We start from the raw sequence: 24,906 nt of genomic DNA, 5'->3' as shown, positions 1-24,906 counted from the left end.
CCCGTGCCGGTGATCGGTAATTCGTCAGGTAGTCGGCAATCCGAGGTGCCGACTACCTGACGAACTACCGATCATCGAGGTGGTCGGCATTTCGGGCGGCACCACGCAGGAGCGCCGCGCACTCCGCGGCGACCGCGACCGCGACGTCCCGCGCCGTGTCGCCGTCGTGCTCGGGGACCACCCGCTGCACCGCGCCCTCGGCCAGCAGGTCGACGGCGCGGATGTGCTGTGCCTCCGCCAGCTGCGCGGCGTGCGTGGTGTCCCCGTGCACGATGACGCTCGCGCCCTCGGGCGGCAGCGGGGACAGCCAGGCATGCTCGGCCGCGATTACGACCTGCGCGGGAAGCAGGGCGAGCGCCCCTCCGCCGCAGCCCTGGCCGAGGATGACCGACAGCGTCGGCACCGTCAGCCGGGTCAGCGCGGCCATGCAGCGCGCGATCTCGCCGGCGAGCGCGCCCTCCTCGGCGTCCTGCGAGAGCTCTGCTCCCGGGGTGTCGATCACCGCGACCAGGGGCAGCCGCAGCTCCTCGGCGAGCCCCATCGCGCGCCGGGCGACGCGCAGCGCGGCGGGTCCCATCGGGGTGCTCTCGGTCTGCCGGGTCCGGTCCTGCCCGACGACGAGGCACGGCACGCCGTCCAGCCGCGTGAGCGCCACCAGCATCGACTCGTCGCGCTCGCCCTCGTCCGTGCCGGACAGCCGCACCGTTCCCGAGGCGCCGTAGCGCAGCAGGTCCCGCACCCCCACCCGGTCGGCGGCACGGGTCCGCAGCACGGAGTCCCAGGCCGACGTCGTCCCGGAGGGCTCTCCCTGCCTGCGCGGGAGGGCCGACGGCGACGGCGGGTCGACGAGCACCGCGAGCGCCCGCTCGACGAGCGCCGGCAGGTTCTCGGGGGCGACGACGCCGTCGAGCACGCCCTTGGCGGCGAGGTTCTCGGCGGACTGCACGCCGTCCGGCAGGGCCTCGCCGGTCAGCGCCTCGACCACGCGCGGGCCGAGGAACCCGATCAGGGCTCCTGGCTCGGCGACGGTGAGGTGCGCGAGCGAGCCCCAGGAGGCGTACACGCCGCCGGTCGTGGGGTGCCGCAGATAGACGAGGTAGGGCAGGCCGGCGTCGCGGTGGTCCATGACGGCGCGGGAGATCTCGACCATCCGGAGGAAAGCTGGGGTGCCTTCCTGCATCCGGGTGCCGCCGGACGCCGTCGTCGCGAGGAGAGGCAGCCGCTCCGCCGTCGCGCGCCGGACGGCTGCGGCGATCCGCTGGGCGGCGGCACGCCCGATGGAGCCGCCGAGGAACCTGAACTCGTTGACGACGACCACGACGGGGCGCCCGCGGACGCGGCCGCGGCCGGTGAGCACCGACTCGTCGGTGCCTGCCTTCTCGGCGGCGGCGGCCAGCACCGCGCGGTACTCGGCCGGGTGCCCGGAGACGTCGACCGGCTCGTCCCAGGACTCGAAGCTGTCCGCGTCGAGGACGAGGTCGAGCAGCTCGCGCGCCGACCACCGGCGGGTCATGCGCCCGGCTCCGGCTCGGGCACCACCGGCTCGTCGAGCCAGGCCCGGATCCGGGCGGCGTGCTCGTCCAGGACGGGAGGCGCCTGGTGGTCCCGCCGGGTGACCTCGTCGCCGGACGGGTCGAAGAACCGCAGCGGCGGTCCAGGCAGCGTCACCGTGCCGAGGCTTGCGTGCTGCACGTCCACGAGCAGTCCCTGGCTCGCCGTCTGCTCCCATGCGTACACCTCGTCGAGCGTACGCACCCGGCCGGCGGGTATCCCGGCGTCGGCGAGCTGCATCAGCAGCGGTCCCGCGTCGAGGTCGGCGAAGGCCGCCTCGATCGCCTCGATGATCTGGTCGCGGTGGGCCACCCGCTCGGCGTTGCTCCGCATGCCCTCTGCGTCGGCGTCGAGCCCGAAGGCCCGGCAGAACCGCTGCCACAGCACCTCGGACCCGACGGCGATCTGGATGGCGCCGTCACGGCAGCGGAACAGGCCGTACGGCGCTATGGAAGGGTGGTGGTTGCCCTGCGCGTGCCCCACCTCCCCCGCGACGGTCCACCGCGTGCCCTGGAACGCGTGCACGCCGGTTACCGCGGCCAGCAGCGACGTCCGGACCACCTGGCCGACGCCGGTGCTGTGCCGCTCGTGCAGCGCCGCGAGCACGCCGTACGCGCCGTAGATCCCCGCGAGCAGGTCTCCGATCGGCACGCCGACGCGCTGCGGGTCGTCCGGGCCGGACCCGGTCAGGGACATCAGGCCGGCCTCGCCCTGGGCGATCTGGTCGTACCCGGCGCGGCCGCCCTCCGGACCGTCGTGCCCGAACCCGGTGATCGAGAGCACGATCAGGCGGGGGTTGCGCTCGAGCAGCGTGTCGACGCCGAGACCGAGCCGCTCCAGCACCCCGGTCCGGAAGTTCTCCACGAGCACGTCGGCGCGGTCGACGAGCTCCAGGAGGGTGGCCCGGTCGGCGTCGGCCTTGAGGTCGAGCGCTATCGACTCCTTGTTCCGGTTCGCGGACAGGAAGTACGTCGACTCGCGCGCCCCCTCCTCCCCGACGAACGGCGGGCCCCAGCCTCGCGTGTCGTCGCCTCGGTCGGGCACCTCCACCTTGACGACGCGTGCGCCGAGATCGCCCAGCATCATCGTGGCGTGCGGCCCGGCGAGGGCACGGGAGAGGTCGACGACGACGACGTCGTCCAGCGGTCCGGTCATGGCGCTCACCAGCCCGGCAGGACGAGGATGGCCCACACCAGCAGCGGCCCCACGAGAGTGACGATGCCTGCGTAGCCGAGGATCTGCTTGTAGTACGCCTGCTCCGAGATCGTGTCGGGCCGGTTGGCGAGCATCAGGGCTCCGTTCGTCGAGAAGGGGCTGACGTCGACGATCGTCGACGAGACGGCCAGGGCCGCCGCCATGGACCAGGCGCTGACGCCGCCGGTGGCGATGAGCGGCACGGCGATCGGGATGATGACCGGCAGCAGAGCCGTGGAGGACGCGAACGCCGAGACGACGCCGCCGACGTAGCAGAGCACGAGCGCGCCGATGGTGACGATGCCGAGGCCCGCCGCCCAGAGGCCGATGTACTCGGGCGCGCCGGCCTCGGTGAAGACCGTCGCGTAGGTGGTCACGCCGGCCACCAGCAGCACGGTGGGCCACGCGATCTGCTTGACGGCGTCCTTGTTCTGGCGCGGGGAGAGCATGGCGAGGAAGACCGCTGCCGTGATCGAGACGAAGCCGATGTCCTGGTCGTACGCGAGGGCCGTCACGGCGACCGCTGCGAAGGCGACGAGCGTCAGCACGTGGTCGCGGCGCACGCCGACGGTCCGCGTGACGGTCGCGAGGGCACCCTGACCGCCGGCGGGTGCCGGCGTTCCGCCCGGGTTCAGGCCGTCGACGCTGCGGTCGGCGGCGTGGCCGGCGGCGTCAGCGGGGTCGACCCGCTCGCTCATCAGGCGACGCCCGCCGAGCGCGAAGAACAGGATGACGGCCATCGCGAAGTTGAATCCGAGCGACGCGATGAACACGGCCATCTCGGTGCCCTCGTAGCCGACGTCGGCCATGATCGAGTTGGTGATGGTTCCGTAGATGCTGATCGGGGAGAACCCGCCGCCCTGGGCGCCGTGCACCACGAACATGCCCATCATGAGCGGGTTGATCTTGTAACGACGGGCGAAGCCGAGCGCCACCGGGCCGATGATGGCGCACGCCGCGGGGCTGGCCGCACCGATGGCGGTCAGCACCGCGGTGACGGCGAACATGACCCAGGGGATCAGGGCCACTCGGCCGCCGACCATCTTGATCGATTGCGCGACGATGAGGTCGACCGTGCCGTTGTTCCTGGCTATGGCGAACAGGTAGGTGACGCCGATGAGCGTCAGGACGAGGCTGGCGCTGATCCCGCCGAGCACGTCGCCGTCGTCCATGCCCAGCGCGAAGACGCCGACGAACCAGGCCGCGACATAGGCGAGCGCGCCCATGTTGATCGGTAGAACTGTCCCGACGACGAACAACGCGACGAGCGCGATGATCGCGATCCACTCAGGACCCATGAGAACTCCTCTTCCCATCGTGGCGGACACCTTTGACCGACGAGGCACGATGGATCAGTGGCCTAGCCAATAGTCCACTGGTCCATCTGTCAAGTATTCTCGGTCAGGTGACCCCCAAGGCTTCCGCCGAACTGCCGACACCGCTGGCCCGCACGCGCCTGTACGAGCAGGTGGCGGAGCAGATCACCACCTGGATCCGGCAGAACGGGCTCAAGACCGGCGATCGACTGCCGCCCGAACGTGAGCTCGCCGCGCGGCTCGGCGTCAGCCGCGCGACCCTCAGCCAGGCCCTCGTCGCGCTCGAGGTGGTCGGCGTCGTCGTGGTGCGGCACGGGGACGGCACCGTGCTGACCGGCAAGCTCAGCGAGAGCCGCATCGTCGAGGCGATCCGCGCGCACGCCGACCGGATGCCCGAGATCATCGACATCCGGGACGCGCTCGAGACCAAGATCGCCGCCCTGGCCGCACAGCGGCGCACGGAGGACGACCTCCGGGCGATCGACGCGGCCCTGGACACGATGGAGGCGGCCATCACGCACGGGGACCGGGGCGTGGACGCCGACGAGCAGTTCCACGCGGCCGTCACCGCCGCCGCGCACTCCGACCTCCTGGCCCAGACCATGCGGGAGATCGCGAGCCTGGTCCGGGAGAGCCGGATCGAGTCGCTCTCGCAGCCGGGCCGCCCTCGCAACTCCCTCAACGGGCACCGCGCCATCGCGGAAGCCATCCGGGCGGGCAAGCCCGAGGCCGCAGCGGACGCCATGCACGCCCACGTCGAGATGGTGAGCGACGTGGCGCTCCTGCGGGACGAGGAACAGTGACCGGCTGGGAACAGCTCGCCGTCCTCGGCGCCGGGCTCGGGGCAGGGATCCTCACCTCGACGGTCGGCGTCGCGTCGCTCCTGAGCTTCCCCGTGCTGCTCGCCATCGGCCTGCCGCCCGTCGTCGCCAACGCGTCGAACACGGTCGGCCTCGTCCCCGGAGCGCTGAGCGGCGCGTTCGGCTACCGCCAGGAGCTGCGCGAGCACCCCCGGACGGTCATCGTCGTGCTCGCCGCCTGCGGGGTCGGTTCCGTCGGCGGAGCGATCCTGCTGCTCGCGCTGCCGCCCGGCGTGTTCGAGGCAGTGGTGCCGTGGCTGATCCTGCTCTCCTGCCTGCTCGTCGGCGCGCAGCCGTGGATCAGCCGATGGCTGCGCCGTACCCGCAACGAGCCGACCCGCCTGCGCCACGAGATGTCACCGGCAACCGTGGTGCTCGCCGTCCTCACGGGCACGTACGGCGGCTACTTCGGGGCCGGCTCCGGCGTCATGATGGCCGCGGTGCTCGGGCTCGGGACGGACTTTCCGGTGCGGATCGTGAACGCGCTCAAGACGCTGGCCGTACTGGCCGCGAACGTCGTGGCCACCGTCATCTTCGTGGCGGTCGCCGACCTGGACTGGCTGGCGATCGGGCTGCTGGCCGCTGGATCGGTGGTGGGCGGGTACGTCGGGGCACGCCTCGGACGCAAGATGTCGCCCGTCGTGTTCCGCGTTCTCGTGGTGATAGCGGGCGGCGGGACAGCGCTGTTCATGCTTTTCTGACCGGGCTTGGCGCCGGGCCGGGCGTCGAACCGCAAGTTGCGCGTCCGCCGGCCCGCCCACCGGCGTCGAACCGCAACCTGAACGCTGCCCGGCGTGCCGAACCGCAGCAGACACGTCCACGAGTTCCCGCATCGACTCGAAGGTTGCGGCTCGGCGCGTCCCACGACGACCAACTTGCGGCTCGACGCCGGTGGGCGGGCTAATGGGCTTCTAACCTGCGGTTCGACGTTGATCTGCGGTCCGACGCCGATCGGCGGCCGGAGGACTCGAAGGTTGCGGTTCGGCACAGGTGGGGCGGTCGACGGACTTCTGACCTGCGGTTCAACACCGAGCACACCAACGGATCGAAGCAGTCCGGTGCACACTATCGTGCATAACTATTGTGCACAGAGTCTGTGCATGGTTATTGTGCATACATGGCCGCTCCCCAGGACAACTTTCGACTCACTCCCGAGGCCGTCAAGGTCCTCGCCCACCCGCTGCGCTCACGCCTGCTCGGCACCCTGCGGCGCGGTGGGCCCGCGACGGCGACCACGCTCGCGACGGCGCTGACCACCAACTCAGGCGCCACCAGCTATCACCTGCGCAAGCTCGAGTCCGTCGGCCTCGTGGCGGACACGGGCGAGGGCACAGGCAAGCAGCGGTTGTGGCGGGCCGCCACAAGCTCCCACAGCTGGGAGCGCACGGAGCTGGCTCACGACGAGGACGCCGCCACCGCGCTCGGCTGGCTGGAGCGGGACTACCTGCGCCTGTTCAGCACCGACTTCGGCCACTGGCTCGACGTCGCCGAGGCGTGGCCCGACAAGTGGCAGGACGCGGCGGGCATGGGTGACTCCTGGGTCACGGTCAACCCGGAGCAGCTCCAGGCGCTGCGGCGAGACCTGGACGAGGTCATCGAGCGCTACCGGGACGTCGACCCCGCCCCGGACGGGCGCCGCGTGACCCTGTGGGCAGCGGCCTTCCCGCTGGAACCGGACGACATCCCCGGCGCCGCCGACACAGACACGGACACGGACGACAACCCCGGATCGGACCGGCCATGACTCCCCTGACGCCCGCCCGGGCCCGGAAGGTCTTCCTGCTGCTGACCGCGACCAGGTGGTTCCCCGTCGGGCTGGTCGTCACCGTCACCACGCTGCTCCCGCTCGAACGCGGGCTCTCGGTCACGCAGGCTCTGACGGCGCTGTCCATCACGGGACTCACCGTGTTCTTCCTGGAGCTGCCCACCAGCGGCCTCGCCGACACCCTCGGCCGTCGCCCCCTGCTCGTCATGGCCGCCGTACTGCAGGTGGCGGCAGCCGTCCTGTTCCTCACCGCACAGAGCTTCTGGGCGTTCGCCCTGGCCGCGGGCGTAGCGGGCGCCTTCAGGGCGCTCGACTCCGGACCGCTGGAGGCCTGGTTCGTCGACACCGTGCACGCCACCGAGCCCGGCGCCGACGTCGACCGGCCGCTGGCGGCGCACGGCACCGTGATGGGTGTGTCGATCGCCGCCGGTGCGCTCATCTCGGGCGGGCTCGTCTGGTGGCACCCGCTCGATGCCTGGTCCGCACTGACGCTGCCCTACGCGGTGTACGCCACGCTCGCGCTGGCGCACCTCGTCGCCGTGACGATCCTCGTCCGGGAGGTGCCAAGGGTCTCGGCTCCCGAGGCCGACGGCACCGGCACTGGCGGCCCAGGCGCTGCGCCGGCCCTACCGCCGTCGGGCACCGGGAGCACACGGGTGGCGGGCCGGGTGCTCCAGTCCGCGCGACAGGCTCCCGGCGTCATCCGCGATGGGCTCCGGCTCGCCCGCGACAACCGCGTGCTGCGCTGGCTGCTCCTCGTCGAGGTGTTCTGGAGCGTCGGCATGGTGGTGTTCGAGACGTTCCAGCCGATCCGGCTCTCCGAGATGCTGGGCGGAACCGCGGCCGGTGCCGCGGTCGCGGGACCGGCCGCTGCGGCCGGCTGGGCGGTGTTCGCCGGCGGGGCGGCGCTGACCGGCCTGGCCACGCCCCGGATCGGGGTCGCCCGCACGGCGATCCTGGCCCGCGTGCTCAACGGGCTCGGGGCCGTCTGGATGGGTCTGGCTCTCGGTCCCGTCGGCCTGGTCGCCGCCTACCTCGTGACGTACGGGCTGCACGGCGCCTGCGGGCCCGCGTACCAGGCGCTCCTGCACCGCGAAGCCGAGTCACGGAACCGCTCGACGGTCCTGTCGATGGCCTCGATGCTCTCGTTCGCGTCGTTCTCCTTGGCCGGCCCGGTCCTCGGCTGGACGTCTGACGTGCTCTCCACGTCGGCGGCGATGGTGCTGGCCGGTACGTTCAGCACCCTTGGCGCCGCCTGCTTCCTGCCCGCGCTGCGCCGGGAGCGGATGCTCGCCGCGAGCGCCAAGGCGACCGTTCCTGCCGCCGTCGGCTGACGACGGCCGACCGCGCCCATACCGCGCACCTGGGGTCCCGCCCATGGGGACAACTCCCCTCGATCAGGCTTCTCGATTCCGGGGGACGACCGGCATGCTGTCTCAGTGCTCCGCTCCCGCCTCGTGGCAGTCGCCTCCCTCGCCGTACTGACCCTGACTCTGTCCGGGTGCGTACGCCTGGGTGTCGAGGTGGAGCTGAAGCCGGACGACACGGCGGTGTCGAGCGTGGTGCTCGCCATCGAGGACAGGTACCTCGACCAGACCGGGCAGTCCCCTGACGACGTCATCGACACGCTCACCGAGGGCCAGGGTGACCCGGCACAGGACGCGGCCCGCACCGAGGACTTTCAGCAGGACGGCTACACCGGCACGCGGTACGTCTATCCCGAGGAGAAGATCGGTGGCGTCGGCGCCCGGGTGGGCTGGCCCATCAAGGTGGTCCGCAAGGGCGGCGACTACGTGGTGTCCGGCACGCTCGACCTCACCGAACAAGGCCTCGGGAGCCGCGGCGGCGCATCCGTCGACGACCTGAGCGTCACCGTCGACATCACGTTCCCGGGCACGGTGAAGGACTCGAACGGGACCATCGACGGCAACTCGGTGCGCTGGGAACCGACGGTGGGCGAGGCCGTCGAGATCAGTGCCCGGGGATCGGCCGTCGCCCCGATGGACGGGTCTGCCGACGAGGCGGCCGGGGCCTCCGAGGTGGTCACGCTACCCGTCGTCCCGGAGTGGATGGTCCTGGCGCTCGGCCTGAGCGGGCTGGTCATCCTGCTGCTCATCGGCGTCATCGTGTGGCAGGCCATGCTGCGCGTGCGCGACCGCCGGCCGGAGGTGGCTACCGGCCCGCCGTTCCCGGGTCAGCAGGTGCCGCAGCCGACTCCCGCCCGACCTGCGCCCCAGCCGTACGGTGCCGCCAAGAGCCCCTACGGCGCGGCACCCCCGCACCCGCAGGAGCAGGCCACCCCTCCGGACCCGAGCCGGCCGCCGAGCTTCCCTCCGGGATACTGACAGCCTCGCCGCGTTCCTGGTAACCGTCGTCAGGGGGCTCGTTGCCTATATCGTCAGCCGACGGCAGCGCACACGGCAGGCCGACCAGAAGCAGGCATGACGCACAGGAGCGACATGGACGACAGCGGGAACGAGTGGACCGAGGACGTGCTGGGCGCTGGCTTCGAGGCTCGCACCTTGCGGCTGCCGGGGCCCTCGGGGTCGCTGCGGGTCCCCGCGGGTCGGCGACGCCGTCCCGTGGCGGACGACAGCGCCGAGGCGACCCTGGTCCGCTACACGCCCGAGGGCCGTCCCGACGCCGGGCGCCCACCCGTGCTGTACGTGCACGGCTACACGGACTACTTCTTCCAGCGGCACCTCGCCGAGGCGATCGCCGGGCGGGGCTACCCGTTCTACGCGATCGACCTGCGTGGCTACGGGCGCTCCATCGAGGCGTGGGCCGCGGCCGGCGCCGACGCCAACATGGTCAACAGCCTGCGGCTCTACCAGCAGGACCTGGACGCGGCCGCCGAGGCGATCGCAGCGGACGGCCACAGCGGGCTGGTGCTCATGGGACATTCGATGGGCGGGCTCATCACCTCGATGTACGCGCACGCGCGCCCGGACCAGGTGACGGCCCTGGTGCTCAACAGCCCCTGGTTCGACCTGAGGGGCAGCTGGTCGGACCGAAGACTGGTCACCCAGCTGGTGTACCTGCTCGGACGGGTCGCGCCGAACACGGTCCTGACCCATCTCGGCGAGGACTACGGCCGTGCCCTGCACCACGCCACGGGCGGCGAGTGGGAGTACGACCTGCGGTGGAAGCCCTACGCAGGCTTCCCCGTCCGGGCGGGGTGGCTGGCCTCGATCCGGCGCGGCCACCGCAGGCTCGCGCGTGGCCTCACCGTGCGGTGCCCCACCCTTCTGTGCACCAGCGACACGACCGGGCCCGACGGCGGGGCCGCCGCGGTCATGCTCAGCACCGACGCCATCCTCGACGTCGCGCACATGCACGCTCGTGCACCGCAGGTGGGTGCCGCTGTCGACGTAGCGATCATCGAGGGCGGCGCCCACGACCTGGCGCTGTCCCCCAGGCCGGCCAGGGAGAAGTACCTGTCCACGGTGCTGGACTGGCTGGACACGAAGGTCTGACGGCGGGCGTCAGCGCAGGTCACGCAGGTAGGCGGCGGTGCCGCCGGAGGCGGCTGTCCTCCGTTCGTCGAGCGTCGCGATGATGAGCAGGACGACGGCGGCTGGGACGAGGGTGAGGATCCATGGCAGCGGTGAGACGCCGACACCCAGCTTGGCGAACACGATGACGACCTCGACGGCCAGGGTCCACACGCCGATCCAGAACGGCGCCGAAAGACGCAGGCGTGACCCGACGAGGACCGCAGCCAGGGCGGCCAGCACCACCCAGGACGCGCGGATCGTCAGCGGGTCGGTGACGGTGGACAGCACCGAGGGACCGACCAGGGCCGCGATACCCCAGCCGATGGTGCGCCAGGAGCCGTGGTAGCCGACCGGCCAGGTCATGAGGGTGCCCGTGGCACCCGCCGGCTCGCCCGCCGCCACCCAGCGGCGCAGGGCAGCGGCACCCGACCAGATCAAGCCGGCACCCAGCATCACCGAGAACGCCTCGACCCGCAGCTCGCGCGGTGACCAGGCAGCGATCGCGACCGCCGTTGCGCACAGCCAGACCAGCCACGGCGGTGCGCCGACGCCCGTCTGCCCCGCCTGTCCTGCACGCCCCGCACGCCGCGTGACCAGGACGAGCACCGCGAGCAGCACGAGCTCCAGCGCGAGGAGCGCCACGATCGACCCCCACACCGGCCGGGTGTTCGCCACCGCGCCGAGCGTCCCGAGGACCAGGCCCGGCGCCATGCCCCAGCGGTCGAGCCACGGTGACGGTCGGCCGTCCGCCGCGCGCCGGGCCACCGCTGCCGCTGCGATCAGCAGCGCTCCCGCGAGGAGCGCCCAGCCGAGACCGACCGCGAACACCCAGCCTGCCTCGACCGGCGCACCGAGCGGGGCGCCGTCGTACCACGTCAGGCGGGGCAGGCCAGGCGACGTCTCCCGGTCGAAGGCCAGCCAGGACACCGGCTCGCGCGCGACCTGGAGGGACTCGATGACTCCGGCGAGGCCGGCCAGCGCCGCCAGGGCGGTCAGCCCCCGCCTCGCCGGGTGCGTCCACGACTCGCGCAGAACGGCGAACCGCCCGCGCACGGCCGGCAACCCCAGGGCGTACGCCACCCCGAGAGCGATCACAGCACCACCCACGAGGGCGAACGCCCGCCAGTCGGCCGGCTCGGTACGGGTCAGGTGGACCAGGAGGCTCGGCACCACGGCGAGCCCCGCACCGACCGCGGCAAGGCGCCACGCATGCGTCACCGCCGTAGCCGGCGCGCGGCCGGCCCCGGTCGGTCGAGCCGGTCGGGTCGTCTGTCGGGCCGGTCGGCCCGCGCCCTCGGTGCCTGCCCCAGCGCGTCCCAGGCGCCAGGCCAGGAGCACGCCCACGGTGACCGCGCCCAGCGCGGGCGGAAGCGTGTAGGCCTCGATCAGCATCACATCGCCGCCGGCCAGCGCCGTCCACAGCGCGGCGAGACCCAGCGCGGCGACGAGAAGCCAGACGCGCCGGCGCCCGGGCTCCCTGGCGACGAGCGCGGTACCGGCCATCAGGAGCAGCAGCACGGCTACCGCGACGTCCGGCCCGGCTGCCGGCCGGGCGTAGGCGAGGAGGATCGTGATGGCGCCCGTGAGCAGCGCGGACCGCTCCAGGCTTCGGTGGACACCCGACGCGAGCCCCGGCCCGCCGTCGGGCACCCGTGCGGCTATCCGTTCCGCCACCCGAGCCGCACCGCCCGCGACCGCCGAGACGACCAGGGCGGTGGCCGGCAGGACGTACGGCGATCCCGAGACCTCCAGGATCATGGCGCCCGCACTGGTGACCATGACGGACGCCGTCGGCAGCAGGAGGAACGCCGCTCCCGACCGGAGCAGGCCCGACAGGCCCGCACGGGCGGTGAGCAGCAGCACCAGCTCGAGGGCCAGCATGGCCGCAGCGGCGCCCGCGGACCACCAGGTGCGTTCGAACACCACGGTGACCACACCCGCGGCGAACGGCCCTGTGGTCACGCAGAGCACCACGTACCACTCGGCCCGCGAGGTGCGTGCCCCGAGCGTCACCACGATCGTCACCAACGAAGCGACGGCCGAGACCGTGCAGATCGCCGCGACGGTGGACAGGTCGAGCCACCCGAGCACGACACCCAGCACGGCCAGCGGGTAGACGTACCCGGCGCCCACCAGCCAGGGACGGGCCGTCGACCGCAGCACGCCACGCAGCGACAGCAGCAGCGCACAGACGACGAGGGCCCCCGCGGCGGCCGTGGGACGCGAGGCCCAGGAGAGGACGAGCAGCATCCCGGTCGCCACGAAGGCACCGGTGAGCGCGGTGGCGCGGGCGAGCCGCAGGTCGGCGCCGGTGACCCCGGTCCCGCCGATCACGCGGAGGCGCCACGACGCGCGGACCAGCGCCCTGGCCGCGCCCTGCACGGCCGCGACAGCGGGGCGCAGCCCACGCCAGGCTGCCGCCCGGTCCGCTGTCGCCGCGACGAGCACGAACGCGAGCAGGGCCAGGGCGGCCAGCGAGACCGCGGTGAGGAGGCGAGGATCGAGCGCGAGGCCGATCACCGCGAGCAGCACGACCACCGGGGCCACGACGGCCTCGACCCGCCGTCCGCGCCGGGCGAGCCTCGCCGCCAGCAGCGTGACGACCGCGAGGGCGACGGTCCCCAGGTGGGTCCAGGGGAGGTTCAGGCTCACCAGGGCCTCGGCCTCCCCGACCGTCGGGCCGACCGGCGCCGGGCTGACCAGCGCACCGGCGGGCAGGGTCCATCCGGCACCTGACGTGGACCAGGCAGCGACCCATGCGTCCGTCGCGCGCACCGGGACCAGCATCAAGGCCGGTACCGCAGCGGCAGCGACGGCGATCCAGCCGCTGAGCAACAGGTCGTCCCGGGTGCTCGGGTGCAGCGCCCCACGGACGGAGCCGAGGCGGGTCGCCGCCAGCAGACGCGGAGCGGTCAGGAGCGCGAGCGCCGCCCACACGCACGCGGCGCCGAACGGGACCCAGCCCGCCCCCGACCATTCGTCGACCCCACCCAGCAGACCACCGGCGGCAACCACGAGCACACCGCCGATGATCGTCCAGTGCCGGTGGTGGGTGACCCGCCGCAGGACCGTCACGGTCGCTGCCGCCAGGGCTGTGAGCACCGCGGTGCCGCCGAGGCCTGGCAGCGCGTCCGGCTGTCGTACCCCGAACGACAGGAGAACGGCGATCGGCATCGCGACGACGGCCACGATGTCGAGCCCGGTGGTCTCGGCCCGCAGTCCGGACCCGATGCGGGGCCCGGAGACGATGCCGACAGCACGCGCGAGGAGCGTGGTGAGGGCTACGGCGAGGACCGCCACCGTGGGCAGCCACGAGCCGTCTGGCAGTTCCGCGGCGCCGAGCAGCAACAGCGGGATCGCCGGCGCCGCGAGCACTCCGGCGGACGACCACGCCCGAACCCGCAGCGCATGACCGAGCACCAGACCGGTGACCACCACGGCTGACCAGAGGACGACGGTGGTCCCCTCCTGCGTCATGGCCCCGACCGGTGCGGCGAAGAGCGCCAGGACCGACGCCGCGAGGGCGACCGGCAGGCCGGTCGCACGCACCACCCGCAGCATTCCCGCCTCGACGACGAACAGCGGTTCGCCGCTGGGGTCGAGGCGCCGGTCGAACGTCGGGAGCAGACGCATCGCGGCCCACGCCACGACCGCCACCAGCACCAGTGCGAGCACCCACCACCACGCCGACCACACCGACTCGGGCAGGCTCAGCGCGACCAGCACCGGCACCACCGGCGCGGCGAGCACCGCGACGGACGACCAGGAGCGCACCCGCAGGCCGTACCCGAACAGTGCCGAGAGCGCCACCAGGGCCGACCACAGCAGCGTCGTCGCACCGAGGCCAGTGAGCGACAGCACCGGCCCAGCCACGCAGGACGCCGCCAGCGCGAGCGGGAATCCTGCCGCCCGCACCACGCGCAGCGTCCTCGCCTCGATGGCGAACGGCGTGCCGAACCGCTCCGCGAGCGCCGGAACGGCTCGTCCGGCCACCCAGCCGATGAGGGCGACCAGCACCAGCGCGAGCACCCACCACCACACCGACCACGCTGATCCGGGCACGCTGAGCACCACCAGCACCGGCACCACCGGTGCGGCGAGCAGGGCGGTCGACACCCAGGGGCGCACCCGGAGGCGGTAGCCCAGCGCTGCCGAGAACAGGACCACCCCGGACCACAGCGCCGTCCTCGCGCCCGAGCTCGTCAGCGGCGGCACCGCCTGGGCGCCCAGCGAGACGAGCAGGGCAAGGGGCGGCCCAGCGGCTCGCAGCACCTCCAGCACCCCCGTCTCGAGCTCGAACGTCGCGGTACCGCCGAGCCGGCGGGCGACCGCCGGGAGCAGTCGCATCGCTGCCCAGGCCACGACCGCGACCAGCACCAGCGCGAGGACCCACCACCCCACGGACCCCGCGGCCGCTGGGAGGCTGAGCACGATGAGCAGCGGTACGACCGGAGCCGACACCAGGCCCGTCGACGTCCAGGACCGCACCCGCAGCCAGGACCCGAGCACCACAGAGCACACCATGACCCCGGACCACAGGACCGCCGTCGCCCCCACCGCCGTGAACGGCAGCGTCTCGGCCCCGAGCGGCTCGGCCCCGAGCGCGGCGAACAGGGCGAACGGCGGCCCGGCGGCCCGCACCCTCCGCAGCACCGCCGTCTCGGTGCCGAGCCGCGTACCGGACCGCTTCTCGACCAGGGGCACCGTCCGCATCGCCGCCCACGCCACGACGCCGACCAGCATCAGCGCAGGCACCCACCACCACACCGACCACGCCGACCACGGCAGACCTGCCGCCACCAGCACCGGCACCACAGGAGCCGACAGCAGACCCGCCGACACCCAGGACCGCACCCGCAGCCAGGACCCGATCGCGACGAATCCGGGGGCCAGGACCGCGAGCACCACGGCCCGCGCCATCGCGGGGTCGAGCTGTCCGAGCAGGCCCGCCTGCAGACCGAGCTCGACGTCGACCCACGCGAGGACCACCGCGAGCGCCGCCACGGCCTCGCTCGTCGTGCGCAGCCCCGCCCGTCGCAGCAGTGCCCCGACGGTCACCGCCGCGACGGTGACGATCCCGGTGACGACGGCACGCAGCAGCAGGTTGTCGCCGAACGTGAAGAACACGAACACGACAGCCGACACCGCCAGCAGCGTGGCGCCGGCACCCGCGAGGATCGGCTGCAGGGAGACGCCCGGACCGGACGCGCGCCGAGCAGCTGCCTTCTCCTGGCGGACGTCGACGGGCGGTGCGAAGGGGCGTGCGACCTCCCGCGCGGACGGCCGTGCCGCCTCCGTGCCGCCGGCCGGCGGCACGGGGGCCGGAGGGTTCGGGGCCGACGGCGCCGGTGCCTGCGCCGGTTCCGACGCCGGGGCCGGTGGCGTCGCCGGAGCAGGCGTCGAAGCCGGAGCCGGAGCCGGAACGGGCGGCGTCACAGCCGCCCGCGAGGCTGGTGCCGGCAAGCCGCCACCTGCCCGCACCGGACGCGCCTGGCTCTCCGGCGTCCGCGTGCCCGCACCGGTCCCAGCGCCGGTCACCACAGCCTGCGCCCGGCGCATCGCGTCGAGGACCTTGTCCCGCTCCCGGAGCGTGTCCGCAGCGGAGAGGGACAAGCGCCACACCTCCTGCGCACGCCGCCCGGAGATGTCGAGTCCGCAGGCGGAGCAGACGATGGCTGCGAGCTGTTCCCCGCAGGAGGGACACCTCGTGGTGTCGGTAAGACGGGCGACGACGTCGCCGGCCCAGGTCGCTGGCATGACCGCCATCCTGGCGGAGTGTGCGTCGTGGGCGCTATGTATCCACAGGGTGAGGACGGCGGGGATCCTGTGCGCACGGTCCGCACCTCCCACCGCCGTGTCCGAATCCCGCTAGCCGATGCGTCCGGACGGGGCGCAGGATGGTGGTCATGACCGACGTCGAGCTCCGCGATCCCGCGTTCACCGAGCGTTACCGCGCGATCGCCGCACGCGACTCCCGCTTCGACGGGCAGTTCTACACCGCGGTCCGGACCACCGGCATCTACTGCCGGCCGTCCTGTCCGGCCCGCACGCCGAAGGCTGAGAACGTCTCGTTCTACCTCACCTCGGCGGCCGCGCACGAGGCCGGGTTCCGCGCGTGCAAGCGCTGCCTGCCCGAGGCCGCCCCCGGCACCCCCGCCTGGGACCTGCGCCGCGACCTCACCGGCCGCGCGATGCGCCTCGTGGCGGACGGCGTGGTGGACCGCGAGGGGGTGCCCGGCCTGGCGACCCGTCTGGGCTACTCCGAGCGGCAGCTGCACCGGCTGCTGGTCGGCCAGCTGGGCGCAGGCCCACTGGCGCTGGCCCGCGCCCAGCGTGCCCAGACGGCGCGTGCGCTGCTGGTCGGCACCTCCCTGCGGCTGGCCGACGTCGCCTTCGCCGCGGGGTTCGGCTCGATCCGGCAGTTCAACGACACCGTGGCCGAGGTCTTCGGCACCACACCGACGGAGCTGCGCGCGAAGGCGCGGCGCTCCGGCCCGTCCGGCCGCGTCGAGGTCGGCACCTTGCATCGAGGTCGGTCCAGGCCTGTACCGACCTCGATGCAAGGTGCCGACCCCGGTGACCCGGCTCCGGAGGACCAGCCCGTGCGGATCTCCCTCACCCTGCCCGTCCGGGAGCCGTTCGACGCGCACGGCGTGCTGGAGTTCCTGGCGGTCCGCGCGGTGGAGGGTGTCGAGGCGGCGGACCTGAGCACCGGCTCGCCCGACGGTTCGGCTCTGCCCCGGTATGCCCGGACTGTCGCCCTGCCGCACGGCCCCGGCGCGTTCGAGGTGCGAGTGCCCAGGCCGGGCAGCGGCCGGGTCGACCTGGACCTCGAGCTCGCCGACCTGGCCGACGCCCCGGTCGCCGTCGCCCGGGTGCGGCGGCTGCTGGATCTCGACGCCGACCCGGTGGCCGTCGACTCGGCCCTCGCCGCGGACCCCGTGCTCGCACCGTCGGTCGCCGCGGTCCCGGGAATCCGGGTACCTGGCACGCTCGACCCGGCAGAGCTCCTGGTCCGCGCGATAGTCGGCCAGCAGATCAGCGTCGCCGCAGCGCGTACCCACCTGTCCCGCCTGGCGAAGGGCGTCGGTACCACCTATGTCTCCGCGTTCGAGGGGCTCACCCGCCTCTTCCCCACACCTGCCCAGGTGGCGGGACCACCGCGGCCCCGCGAGGGAGCGCAGCACGACGAGGACGCCTCGCACGGCGCGAGCGGCGCCGACGCATACCTCCGCCTGCCCGCCCGCACCCTGGCGACCGTGCTCGACGCCGGTCGCGACCTCGCGGACGGCACCCTCACCCTCAGCGTCGGTGACGACCCCGACGACCTGCGCCGACGTCTCGTGTCCCGGCCCGGCATCGGCCCCTGGACCGCCGGATACGTCGCGCTGCGGGTGCTCGGTGACCCGGACGTCCTCATGGACGGCGACGTCGCGCTGCTCGCCGGCGCACGCAACCTCGGCCTGGTCTCCGCCGAGGCGCCCCGGCCCCACCAGTTCAAGGAGCTCGCCCGGCGCGGCGCGGTGTGGGCGCCCTGGCGCTCGTACGCCGCCATGCACCTCTGGCGCTCTGCCTGACGTGTCAGCCACCTGGGCCACCCTCTGTGGCCTGTGCGGCTGACAGCCCATCTCACCGAAGGAGCACCATGTACGCCACGACTCTCACCACCCCGGACGGCGCCTTCAGCATCCTCGTCGGCGCCGGGCCGGACCCCACCGACGGCACCGACGGCACCTCGGCCCAGGAGGCGGTGCTCGCCGCAGGCTGGACCGCCGACGTCGACGCGCTGCTCGCCCTCGTCCATCCCACCCTCCGGCCAGTCACAGGTCCGGGGCAGCTCGCCCGGCCGTCGTCGTCGGACGGTGTGCTCGCCGAGGCCACCGACGCCGTCCGCGCCTACTACGACGGCGACCACGGGGCACCCGGGCGGGTACCCGTACGGCAGGCGAGCGGCCCGTTCCGGGCGCACGCGTGGGACGTGCTGCGCGAGGTGAAGGCCGGCGAGCGCCTGACGTACACCGAGTACGCGGCGCGGGCGGGCCGGCCCGCCGCGGTCCGCGCGGCGGCCGGAGCGTGCGCGATGAACGCGGCAGCACTGTTCGTGCCGTGCCACCGCATCCTGCGCACCGACGGCACGCTGGGCGGGTTCCGCTACGGGCTGCCGGTCAAGGAGAGCCTGCTGGCCCGGGAACGGTGACTCCGTGAGACAGGCCGGTGGTCGAGCCCGTCGAGACCCTCGCTACGTCTCGACAAGCTCGACCACCGGATCGAGTCGACCACCGGACCCGCCGGGGGATCAGCCCTTGACGGAACCTGCCAGCAGGCCACGGACGAAGTAGCGCTGCAGCGCGAGGAACACGATCAGCGGCACCAGGATCGAGATGAAGGCGCCCGCTGAGAGCACGTGCCAGTCACCACCACGCGAGCCCGCCAGCTCGGCCACGCGCACCGTGAGCGGGAACGTATCGGTACCACCCATCACCAGGGCGACGAGCAGGTCGTTCCACACCCACAGGAACTGGAAGATCGCGAACGCCGCGATCGCTGGAACGAGCAGCGGCAGGATGACCTGGAAGAAGATCTTCACGTGCCCCGCGCCGTCCACACGAGCTGCCTCGACGAGGGACTTCGGGATGTCCCGCATGAAGTTGTGCAGCAGGAAGATCGCCAGCGGCAGGGCGAACATCGAGTGCGACAGCCAGATGGGCCAGAACGTGCCGTTGATCCCCGTGTCCACGTACGCACGCAAGAGTGGGATGAGCGTGATCTGGATGGGCACGATCTGCAGTGCGAAGACCGCGACGAACAGGATGTCCCGCCCCTTGAAGTCGATCCACGCGAACCCGTAGGCCGCGAGCAGCGCGATGGTGATCGGGATGAACACCGCCGGCAGCGTGATCACGAACGAGTTCACGAAGAAGTCGATCAGGCTGGTCGAGCGGCTGAACAGCGCAGCCTCGTAGTTGCGCAGCGAGAACACGCCCTCGCCTGCGAGAGCGTCGCCGAAGACGGTCCACCAGCCGCTCTGCCGGATGTCGAGCTCGGGCCGGAACGACGTGACCAGCAGGCCGAACGTCGGCACCGTCCAGGCCAGCGCGATCACGACGGCGATCATGCTGGCCCACGGTGAGGTGAGCTTCTTCTTCGCCTTGCGCGCCCGCTCCTGAAGGCCTGACGGCGGAGGGACCGCCTTGGGCGCCACGGCCGGCGTGGTGGTACTCATCGGACCTCCTCGGCCAGGCGCATCTGGCGCACGTTGTAGATGATCACCGGAATGACGATGACGAACAGGAGCACAGCGAGTGCGGCGCCCAGGCCCGCGTTGTTCTGCCGGAAGCTCTGCTCGTAGAACTCGTTCGCCACGACCGAGGTGCCGTACCGGCCGGCGGTCATCGTGCGGACGATGTCGAAGACCTTCAGGGTCGTCATCGCGATGGTGGTCAGCACGACGACGAGCGCCGGGCGGATGCTCGGGATCGTGATGCGCCAGAACATGCCGAATCCGGACAGGCCGTCCAGGCGGGCCGCCTCGACGATGTCGGTCGGGATGGCACGGATCGAGGCCGAGAGCAGCGTCATCGAGAACCCGGTCTGGATCCAGATGAGCACCACCATGAGCAGGAACGTGTTACCTGGCCGCTCCAGCAGGAACTGCACGGGCTCGCCGCCCAGCCAGACGACCAGCTGGTTGAGCAAGCCTGTCTGCTCGACGCTCGCGGGCTTGAACTCGTAGACGAACCGCCAGATGATGCTCGCGCCGACCATCGAGATGGCCATGGGCAGGAACACGAGCGCCTTCGCGAACTTCTCGAACCGGCTGCGGTCCACGACCACCGCGTAGACCAGGCCGATGAACGTGGCCAGGAGCGGGGCCACCAGCACCCACAGGGCGGTGTTGCCAAGGACGAGCAGGAACGCCGGCTCGCTGAACGCCCTGATGTAGTTGTCGAGACCGATGAACTCGGAACCGTTGCGGTTCTGGAACGAGTTCACGATCGTCCCGCCGGCAGGCAGGAGCAGACCCAACGTGAGCAGGATCAACGCGGGCCCCACGAATCCGCCTGCGATGAACCACTTCGACGGGTTCCGCCGCCGGTCCACCACGAAGAGGATCAGTGCCATCACCACGACGAAGAGCGCGATCGCGATGACCATCAGCAACAGCTTGTGTACCGGGTCGTCCCCGGCACTCAGAAACCAGTCCACGGATCCTCCAGATCCTGGTTGTCGGCTCCGGTCGTCGCCGCCCGGGCCCGTTCGCGGTCCGCGGGCGACGGAGGCGCGGGACACGAGGTCCCGCGCCTCCGCGCGTCACTCACGACCGAGAACCGTGTGTCAGTTCTTGGGCCAGGACTCTTCGATCGTGTCCGTGACCTCCTGGCTGCTGGCGTCGGAGGCGAACCACTCGGTGATACCGGCCCAGAAGGAGCCCGTGCCCACCTCGGACGGCATCAGGTCGGACGCGTCGAACCGGGCGACCGTCGCCGGGTCGGCCAGGATCTCCGCGGACAGGCGGTCGAAGTCCGTCGCGAGAAGCTCCGGGTCCAGCGCGTTGTTCGCGCTCACCCAGCCGCCGGCCGGTGTCGCCGCCGCCTTGGCGTTGGCCCAGTCCGGGCTCGACAGGTAGGTCTGGAAGGCCTGCACCTCGGGGCGGTCGGTGAACGCGCCGATGAACTCGCCGGCCACCAGGGTCGGGCGCTCGTCAGTGCTCATCGACGGCAGGTAGAAGGCGTAGACGTCGCCGTCGGGTGCCACCTCGGTGCCCTCCGGCCACTGCGTCGCGTAGAAGTTCGCGGCGCGGTGCATCCAGCAGCTGCGGTCGAGGATCGGGTAGCCGGCGTCCGTCCAGGGAGCCGTTGCGATCGAGTCGACCCCGCCCAGGCCGCCGTTGACGTGGTCCGGGTTCTTGAGGATCTCGCCCGCGGTGTCCCACGCCTCGACGATCTGCGGGTCGTTGAACGGGATCTCGTGCTGGTACCACTGGTCGTAGACCTCGGGGCCCGCAGTGCGGAGCACCACGTCCTCGATCCAGTCGGTGCCCGGCCAGCCGGTGGCGTCACCGGACTCCACGCCCGCGCACCACGGCCGGGTCGCGCCTTCGTTGGTCGAGGCGATCTCCTCGGTGAGCGCCATCATGTCGTCCCAGGTCTCCGGGACCTCGTAGCCGGCCTCCTCGAACATGGACGGCGAGTACCAGACGTAGGACTTCACGTTCGAGCCCAGCGGCGCGGCGTAGAACGTGCCGTCGACGGTGCCGTACTCCTTCCATTCCTCGGACCAGAACTCGTCGACGTTGGCCTCGACCTGCTCCGGTGCGGGGAGGACGGCGTCGTACTGCGACACCAGGGTGTTCAGCAGCCCGGGCTGCGGCAGGATCGCGATGTCCGGCGGGTTGCCTGCCTGGACGCGCACGGGGAGCTGCGCCTCCATCTCGCGGGACGCCTCGTACTCGACGGTGACGCCCGTGCACTCCTCGAACGGCTCGTAGGACGCCACCTGCGTCTCCGCCTCGGGCTCGACGATCGTGGTGTATACGGAGACCGTCTTGCCTTCGAGGTCGCCGAACTCCTCATAGACGCTGCAGTCGAGCGCGGGTGCCGCGGCGTCGCTGCCTCCGCCGTCGCCGCTGCCCCCACCATCATCGGTGTCGGCACAGGCCGACAGGATCAGGGCCAGGCTCGCGCCGGCCGCCGCAAGGGCGACCGTGCGGCGCTTGGAAGCCATCCGGATACTCATCTCGTGCTCCTCCACTGCTTCGTGGGCTGAAACCCTCTGACGTGCGGGTACGGCCCGGCAGACTGCCAGGTTGCCCTTCCTCAACGCAACCGTGGTTTACCGCCCAATGCAAGCCCATACAGCATCACCTTGCATTACGAAATCGTTGCAATAACCCGTACGACCCATGTCGGGTGAAACCCAGGGTCGCCTTCGTGCAACGCGGGCTCACGTCCCGGAACGGCCGTGGGTGGCGGGACGTAGGCTTGTGCCGCCAGATCACTGGTTCCCCTACGGAAGGACGGACATGATCGAGCTGAGGACGCCGCGCGAGATCGAGGAGATGCGCCCGGCGGGACGCTTCGTCGCGGACGTGCTGCTCGCCGTCCGTGCTGCCGCCGGGACGGGGGCGAACCTGCTCGAGCTCGACGAGATCGCGCACAAGATGATCCGCGACCGCGGCGCGGAGTCGTGCTACATCGACTACCACCCGTCGTTCGGCGCCATGCCCTTCGGCAAGACCATCTGCACCTCGGTGAACGACGGCGTGCTGCACGGCCTGCCGTTCGACTACAGGCTCAAGGACGGCGACCTGCTGTCCATCGACTTCGCCGCGTCGGTGAACGGCTGGGTCTCCGACTCCGCGCTGTCGTTCGTGGTGGGTACGCCCGCGCCGGGCCGCGCCGAGGCGGACGCGAAGCTGATCCGCACGACCGAGCTCGCCCTCGACGCCGGCATCGCCGCAGCGCAGCCGGGCAAGAAGGTCGGCGACATCTCCGCTGCGATCGCCGAGGTCGCGCACGCCGCCGGATACTCGATCAACACCGACTTCGGCGGGCACGGCGTGGGCCGCACCATGCACGGCGACCCGCACGTGCCGAACGACGGACGCGCGGGCCGGGGCTTCCCGCTCAAGCCAGGCCTCGTGATCGCCGTCGAGCCGTGGTTCCTCGAGACCACCGACGAGATCTACACCGACGCCGACGGCTGGACGCTGCGCTCTGCGGACGGGTCCAGAGGGGCCCACTCGGAGCACACGATCGCGATCACGGAGGACGGCCCGCTGATCCTGACGGCTCGGGACTGACCTCCGGGCCGGTCACGCCCGCCTGCCGCAGGTCGAGCCGGTCAGGGCCCGTCCAGGTCCCGCTCGACCAGCGGCAGCGTCTGACCAGCGGTGTCAGATAAGGGTCTTCAGCGCCTGGATCACGCCGTGCTGGGTGATGTCGCCGACGGTCTCGTTGGCGATCGCCTTCACCTCGTCGGGGGCGTGCCCCATCGCGACGGCGCGTGCGGCCCAGCTCAGCATCTCGATGTCGTTCAGACCGTCGCCGACGGCGAACGTGTTGAGCTGCGGGACGCCGAGCGCGGAGCGGACGTTCTCCAGCGACGTCGCCTTGCTCAGGTGCCGCGGTGTCACGTCGATCCAGTCCGCCGCGGCCTGCGTGGCGGTGACGCCGTGCCGGCGGAGCGGCTCCAGCAGCTCGAGCACGCCCGGGCCGCGGAGGATCGCACGCGAAGCGGGCAGCGCCCCCAGCCCGTCGACCGCCACCACCCGCTGCGCTCCGTTGACCTCGTGGGGCTCGAACGTGCGGTTCACGCGGTAGCCGACGCCGATCTCCTCGACGCCGATCTGCACGTCCGGGAAGCGGCTCAGCGCCATCCGGGCCACCGGCCCGACGTCGAACGTCAGCACGTCCTCGAGCATGTAGCCGTTGGTGCAGGTGTCGCACAGCCGCGCCGTCACAGCGCCGTTGGACGCGACGACCCAGCCGTCGGTGATGCCCAGCTCCTTGGCGACCGGCAGGATGCCCGTCAGCGACCGGCCCGACGCCAGGACCACGTGGTGCTTCTGGCTACGCACCAGCTGAACGGCCAGAACCGTCGGTTCGGGCACTCGCTGCCCGGTGACCAGCAGGGTCCCGTCGATGTCGAGGGCGACCAGGTAAGGCGCGTCGTTGCGCACCCGCATGGACACCGGTTGGTCGTCCAGGATCATCACGTACCCCCATGGCACCGTGAGCGCCGTCACTCATCGACGGATCGAGCCCAAATGTACAGGCACTCGCCGAGTGATCCATACCTTTGCACGGATAACTTTCACCTGCGACTTCGGTCGCTGGTCATTTTTACCCTCAAAGCAGGGATCTGAGCACTTCCACAACACCGTCGTCCTCGATCGAGGCGGTCACCTCATCGGCCGCGGCCCGCACGGTGTCCGACGCGTGCCCCATGGCCACACCCCGACCGGCCCAGCGCAGCATGTCTATGTCGTTGCTGCCATCACCCACGGCGACGGTGTTCTTGGCCGCTATGCCGAGCTCCTTGCGTACCTCTTCCAGCGCGGACGCCTTGGTCACGCCCTGCGGCGCGATATCCATCCAGGCGGACCAGCCGACGGCGTAGGTGACGTCGTCGAACCCGAGCCGCGCGGCGATCTCGTGGAACTCCGCGCTGGTCTCGCCAGGGCTGCGCACCACCACGCGTGTGACGTGGCCGGCCCAGAGCTCCTCGAAGTCGACCACGCGGTGCTCCCCGTTCAGCTCACCGTCCGGGAAGAGCTCGGTCATCCGGAAGCCCACACCGACGTCCTCGACCGCGTAGCGCGCGTGCGGGAGCTCCTCCTTGAGCATGCGGAGCACCGGTTGCGGGTCGAACGTCTCGACCCGCTCCAGGGTGTACCCCATGTCCGCAGTCGTATCGAGGCGCGCCGTGACCGCGCCGTTCGACGCGACGATCCAGGACTCCTCGATCTTCAGCTCCGCCGCGACGGGCGTCATGGCGATGAGTGACCTGCCCGAAGCCAGCACGACGTGGTGCCCTGCCGCCCGGACGGCGGCTACCGCGTCTCGGGCGGCATCGGAGAGCACATCGTCATAGGTGACGAGCGTGCCGTCGATGTCGAGGGCTACGAGCTTTGGATCGATGTCGCTGGGCACACCGGCAGCCTACCGACAGGAACATGAACGCCAACCGTCCACCCGTGATCGAAACCTGGTTGTGGGCGT

18 protein-coding genes are annotated in these 24,906 nt (G+C 71.9%); 9 read left to right on the top strand and 9 right to left on the bottom strand.

Features of this window, described 5'->3' with window-relative positions; all coding sequences use genetic code 11:
* Nucleotides 1-64 precede the first annotated feature (64 nt).
* Genes APR04_RS17645 through APR04_RS17635 form a run of 3 tightly spaced genes read right to left on the bottom strand, consistent with a single transcriptional unit; the run spans nucleotide 65 to nucleotide 4,043 of the window.
* Nucleotides 65-1,513 carry a carboxyl transferase domain-containing protein gene (locus APR04_RS17645; protein WP_253872408.1) on the bottom strand — a complete coding sequence of 483 codons (1,449 nt, stop codon included), beginning with the start codon at nucleotides 1,511-1,513 and terminating at the stop codon, nucleotides 65-67.
* A complete protein-coding gene (locus APR04_RS17640; protein ID WP_253872406.1) occupies nucleotides 1,510-2,706 on the bottom strand; it encodes a CaiB/BaiF CoA transferase family protein in 1,197 nt (398 codons plus the stop codon). Before APR04_RS17640 ends, APR04_RS17645 begins: the two co-directional genes overlap by 4 nt.
* A gap of 5 nt (nucleotides 2,707-2,711) precedes the next feature.
* Nucleotides 2,712-4,043, bottom strand: coding sequence for an SLC13 family permease (locus APR04_RS17635; protein WP_253872404.1), 1,332 nt, complete (start codon nucleotides 4,041-4,043; stop codon nucleotides 2,712-2,714).
* 107 nt (nucleotides 4,044-4,150) lie between these two features.
* Here APR04_RS17635 and APR04_RS17630 point away from each other — a divergent pair, with 107 nt between their 5' ends.
* The 6 genes from APR04_RS17630 (at nucleotide 4,151) to APR04_RS17605 (ending at nucleotide 10,162) form a co-directional block, all read left to right on the top strand.
* Nucleotides 4,151-4,864, top strand: coding sequence for a FadR/GntR family transcriptional regulator (locus APR04_RS17630; RefSeq protein ID WP_253872403.1), 714 nt, complete (start codon nucleotides 4,151-4,153; stop codon nucleotides 4,862-4,864).
* Entirely contained in the window at nucleotides 4,861-5,622 is a 762-nt protein-coding gene (locus APR04_RS17625) for a sulfite exporter TauE/SafE family protein (protein ID WP_253872400.1), read from the top strand. Before APR04_RS17630 ends, APR04_RS17625 begins: the two co-directional genes overlap by 4 nt.
* 416 nt (nucleotides 5,623-6,038) lie before the next feature.
* On the top strand, nucleotides 6,039-6,665 hold the full coding sequence (locus APR04_RS17620) for a winged helix-turn-helix domain-containing protein (RefSeq protein ID WP_253872398.1): 627 nt from the start codon (nucleotides 6,039-6,041) through the stop codon (nucleotides 6,663-6,665).
* Nucleotides 6,662-8,020 carry an MFS transporter gene (locus APR04_RS17615; protein ID WP_253872396.1) on the top strand — a complete coding sequence of 453 codons (1,359 nt, stop codon included), beginning with the start codon at nucleotides 6,662-6,664 and terminating at the stop codon, nucleotides 8,018-8,020. Before APR04_RS17620 ends, APR04_RS17615 begins: the two co-directional genes overlap by 4 nt.
* Nucleotides 8,021-8,125: 105 nt before the next feature.
* Entirely contained in the window at nucleotides 8,126-9,031 is a 906-nt protein-coding gene (locus APR04_RS17610) for an LppM family (lipo)protein (RefSeq protein ID WP_253872394.1), read from the top strand.
* A gap of 96 nt (nucleotides 9,032-9,127) precedes the next feature.
* Complete coding sequence (locus tag APR04_RS17605) at nucleotides 9,128-10,162, top strand: alpha/beta hydrolase (protein WP_253872393.1); 1,035 nt, start codon at nucleotides 9,128-9,130, stop codon at nucleotides 10,160-10,162.
* 9 nt (nucleotides 10,163-10,171) lie between these two features.
* On the opposite strand, the gene APR04_RS17600 is transcribed toward APR04_RS17605, so the two are convergent.
* Entirely contained in the window at nucleotides 10,172-15,940 is a 5,769-nt protein-coding gene (locus APR04_RS17600) for a zinc ribbon domain-containing protein (RefSeq protein WP_253872392.1), read from the bottom strand.
* A 149-nt stretch (nucleotides 15,941-16,089) separates the two neighbouring features.
* On the opposite strand from APR04_RS17600, the gene APR04_RS17595 reads away from it, so the two are divergent.
* Nucleotides 16,090-17,760 (top strand): DNA-3-methyladenine glycosylase 2 family protein, encoded by a 1,671-nt coding sequence (locus APR04_RS17595; protein WP_253872391.1) that lies wholly within the window; start codon nucleotides 16,090-16,092, stop codon nucleotides 17,758-17,760.
* 68 nt (nucleotides 17,761-17,828) lie between these two features.
* Nucleotides 17,829-18,380 carry a methylated-DNA--[protein]-cysteine S-methyltransferase gene (locus tag APR04_RS17590; RefSeq protein WP_253872390.1) on the top strand — a complete coding sequence of 184 codons (552 nt, stop codon included), beginning with the start codon at nucleotides 17,829-17,831 and terminating at the stop codon, nucleotides 18,378-18,380.
* A gap of 99 nt (nucleotides 18,381-18,479) precedes the next feature.
* Here APR04_RS17590 and APR04_RS17585 read toward each other — a convergent pair whose 3' ends face one another.
* The 3 genes from APR04_RS17585 to APR04_RS17575 form a co-directional block, all read right to left on the bottom strand.
* Nucleotides 18,480-19,406, bottom strand: a complete 927-nt coding sequence (locus APR04_RS17585; RefSeq protein ID WP_253872389.1) for a carbohydrate ABC transporter permease — start codon at nucleotides 19,404-19,406, stop codon at nucleotides 18,480-18,482.
* Nucleotides 19,403-20,389 (bottom strand): carbohydrate ABC transporter permease, encoded by a 987-nt coding sequence (locus APR04_RS17580; RefSeq protein ID WP_372496126.1) that lies wholly within the window; start codon nucleotides 20,387-20,389, stop codon nucleotides 19,403-19,405. Before APR04_RS17580 ends, APR04_RS17585 begins: the two co-directional genes overlap by 4 nt.
* 129 nt (nucleotides 20,390-20,518) lie before the next feature.
* Nucleotides 20,519-21,919: an ABC transporter substrate-binding protein gene (locus tag APR04_RS17575; RefSeq protein ID WP_253872388.1), complete on the bottom strand. Its 1,401-nt coding sequence runs from the start codon at nucleotides 21,917-21,919 to the stop codon at nucleotides 20,519-20,521.
* A gap of 286 nt (nucleotides 21,920-22,205) precedes the next feature.
* Here APR04_RS17575 and map point away from each other — a divergent pair, with 286 nt between their 5' ends.
* Nucleotides 22,206-22,985, top strand: a complete 780-nt coding sequence (gene map, locus APR04_RS17570; RefSeq protein ID WP_253872387.1) for a type I methionyl aminopeptidase — start codon at nucleotides 22,206-22,208, stop codon at nucleotides 22,983-22,985.
* 93 nt (nucleotides 22,986-23,078) lie between these two features.
* Here the strand turns inward: map and APR04_RS17565 are convergent, their stop codons facing one another.
* Together APR04_RS17565 and APR04_RS17560 are read right to left on the bottom strand one after the other, a co-directional pair.
* Nucleotides 23,079-23,930 carry an HAD family hydrolase gene (locus APR04_RS17565; RefSeq protein ID WP_253872385.1) on the bottom strand — a complete coding sequence of 284 codons (852 nt, stop codon included), beginning with the start codon at nucleotides 23,928-23,930 and terminating at the stop codon, nucleotides 23,079-23,081.
* A gap of 103 nt (nucleotides 23,931-24,033) precedes the next feature.
* The gene (locus tag APR04_RS17560) at nucleotides 24,034-24,837 is read right to left on the bottom strand and encodes an HAD family hydrolase (protein ID WP_253872383.1); all 804 of its coding nucleotides are present in this window, start codon (nucleotides 24,835-24,837) and stop codon (nucleotides 24,034-24,036) included.
* Between the last annotated feature and the right edge of the window lie 69 nt (nucleotides 24,838-24,906).

The organism is Promicromonospora umidemergens, from assembly GCF_024171995.1.
GTDB lineage: Bacteria > Actinomycetota > Actinomycetes > Actinomycetales > Cellulomonadaceae > Promicromonospora > Promicromonospora umidemergens.
Note: the sequence above shows the minus strand (reverse complement) of the source record. Positions and strands in the feature narration are given on the sequence as shown.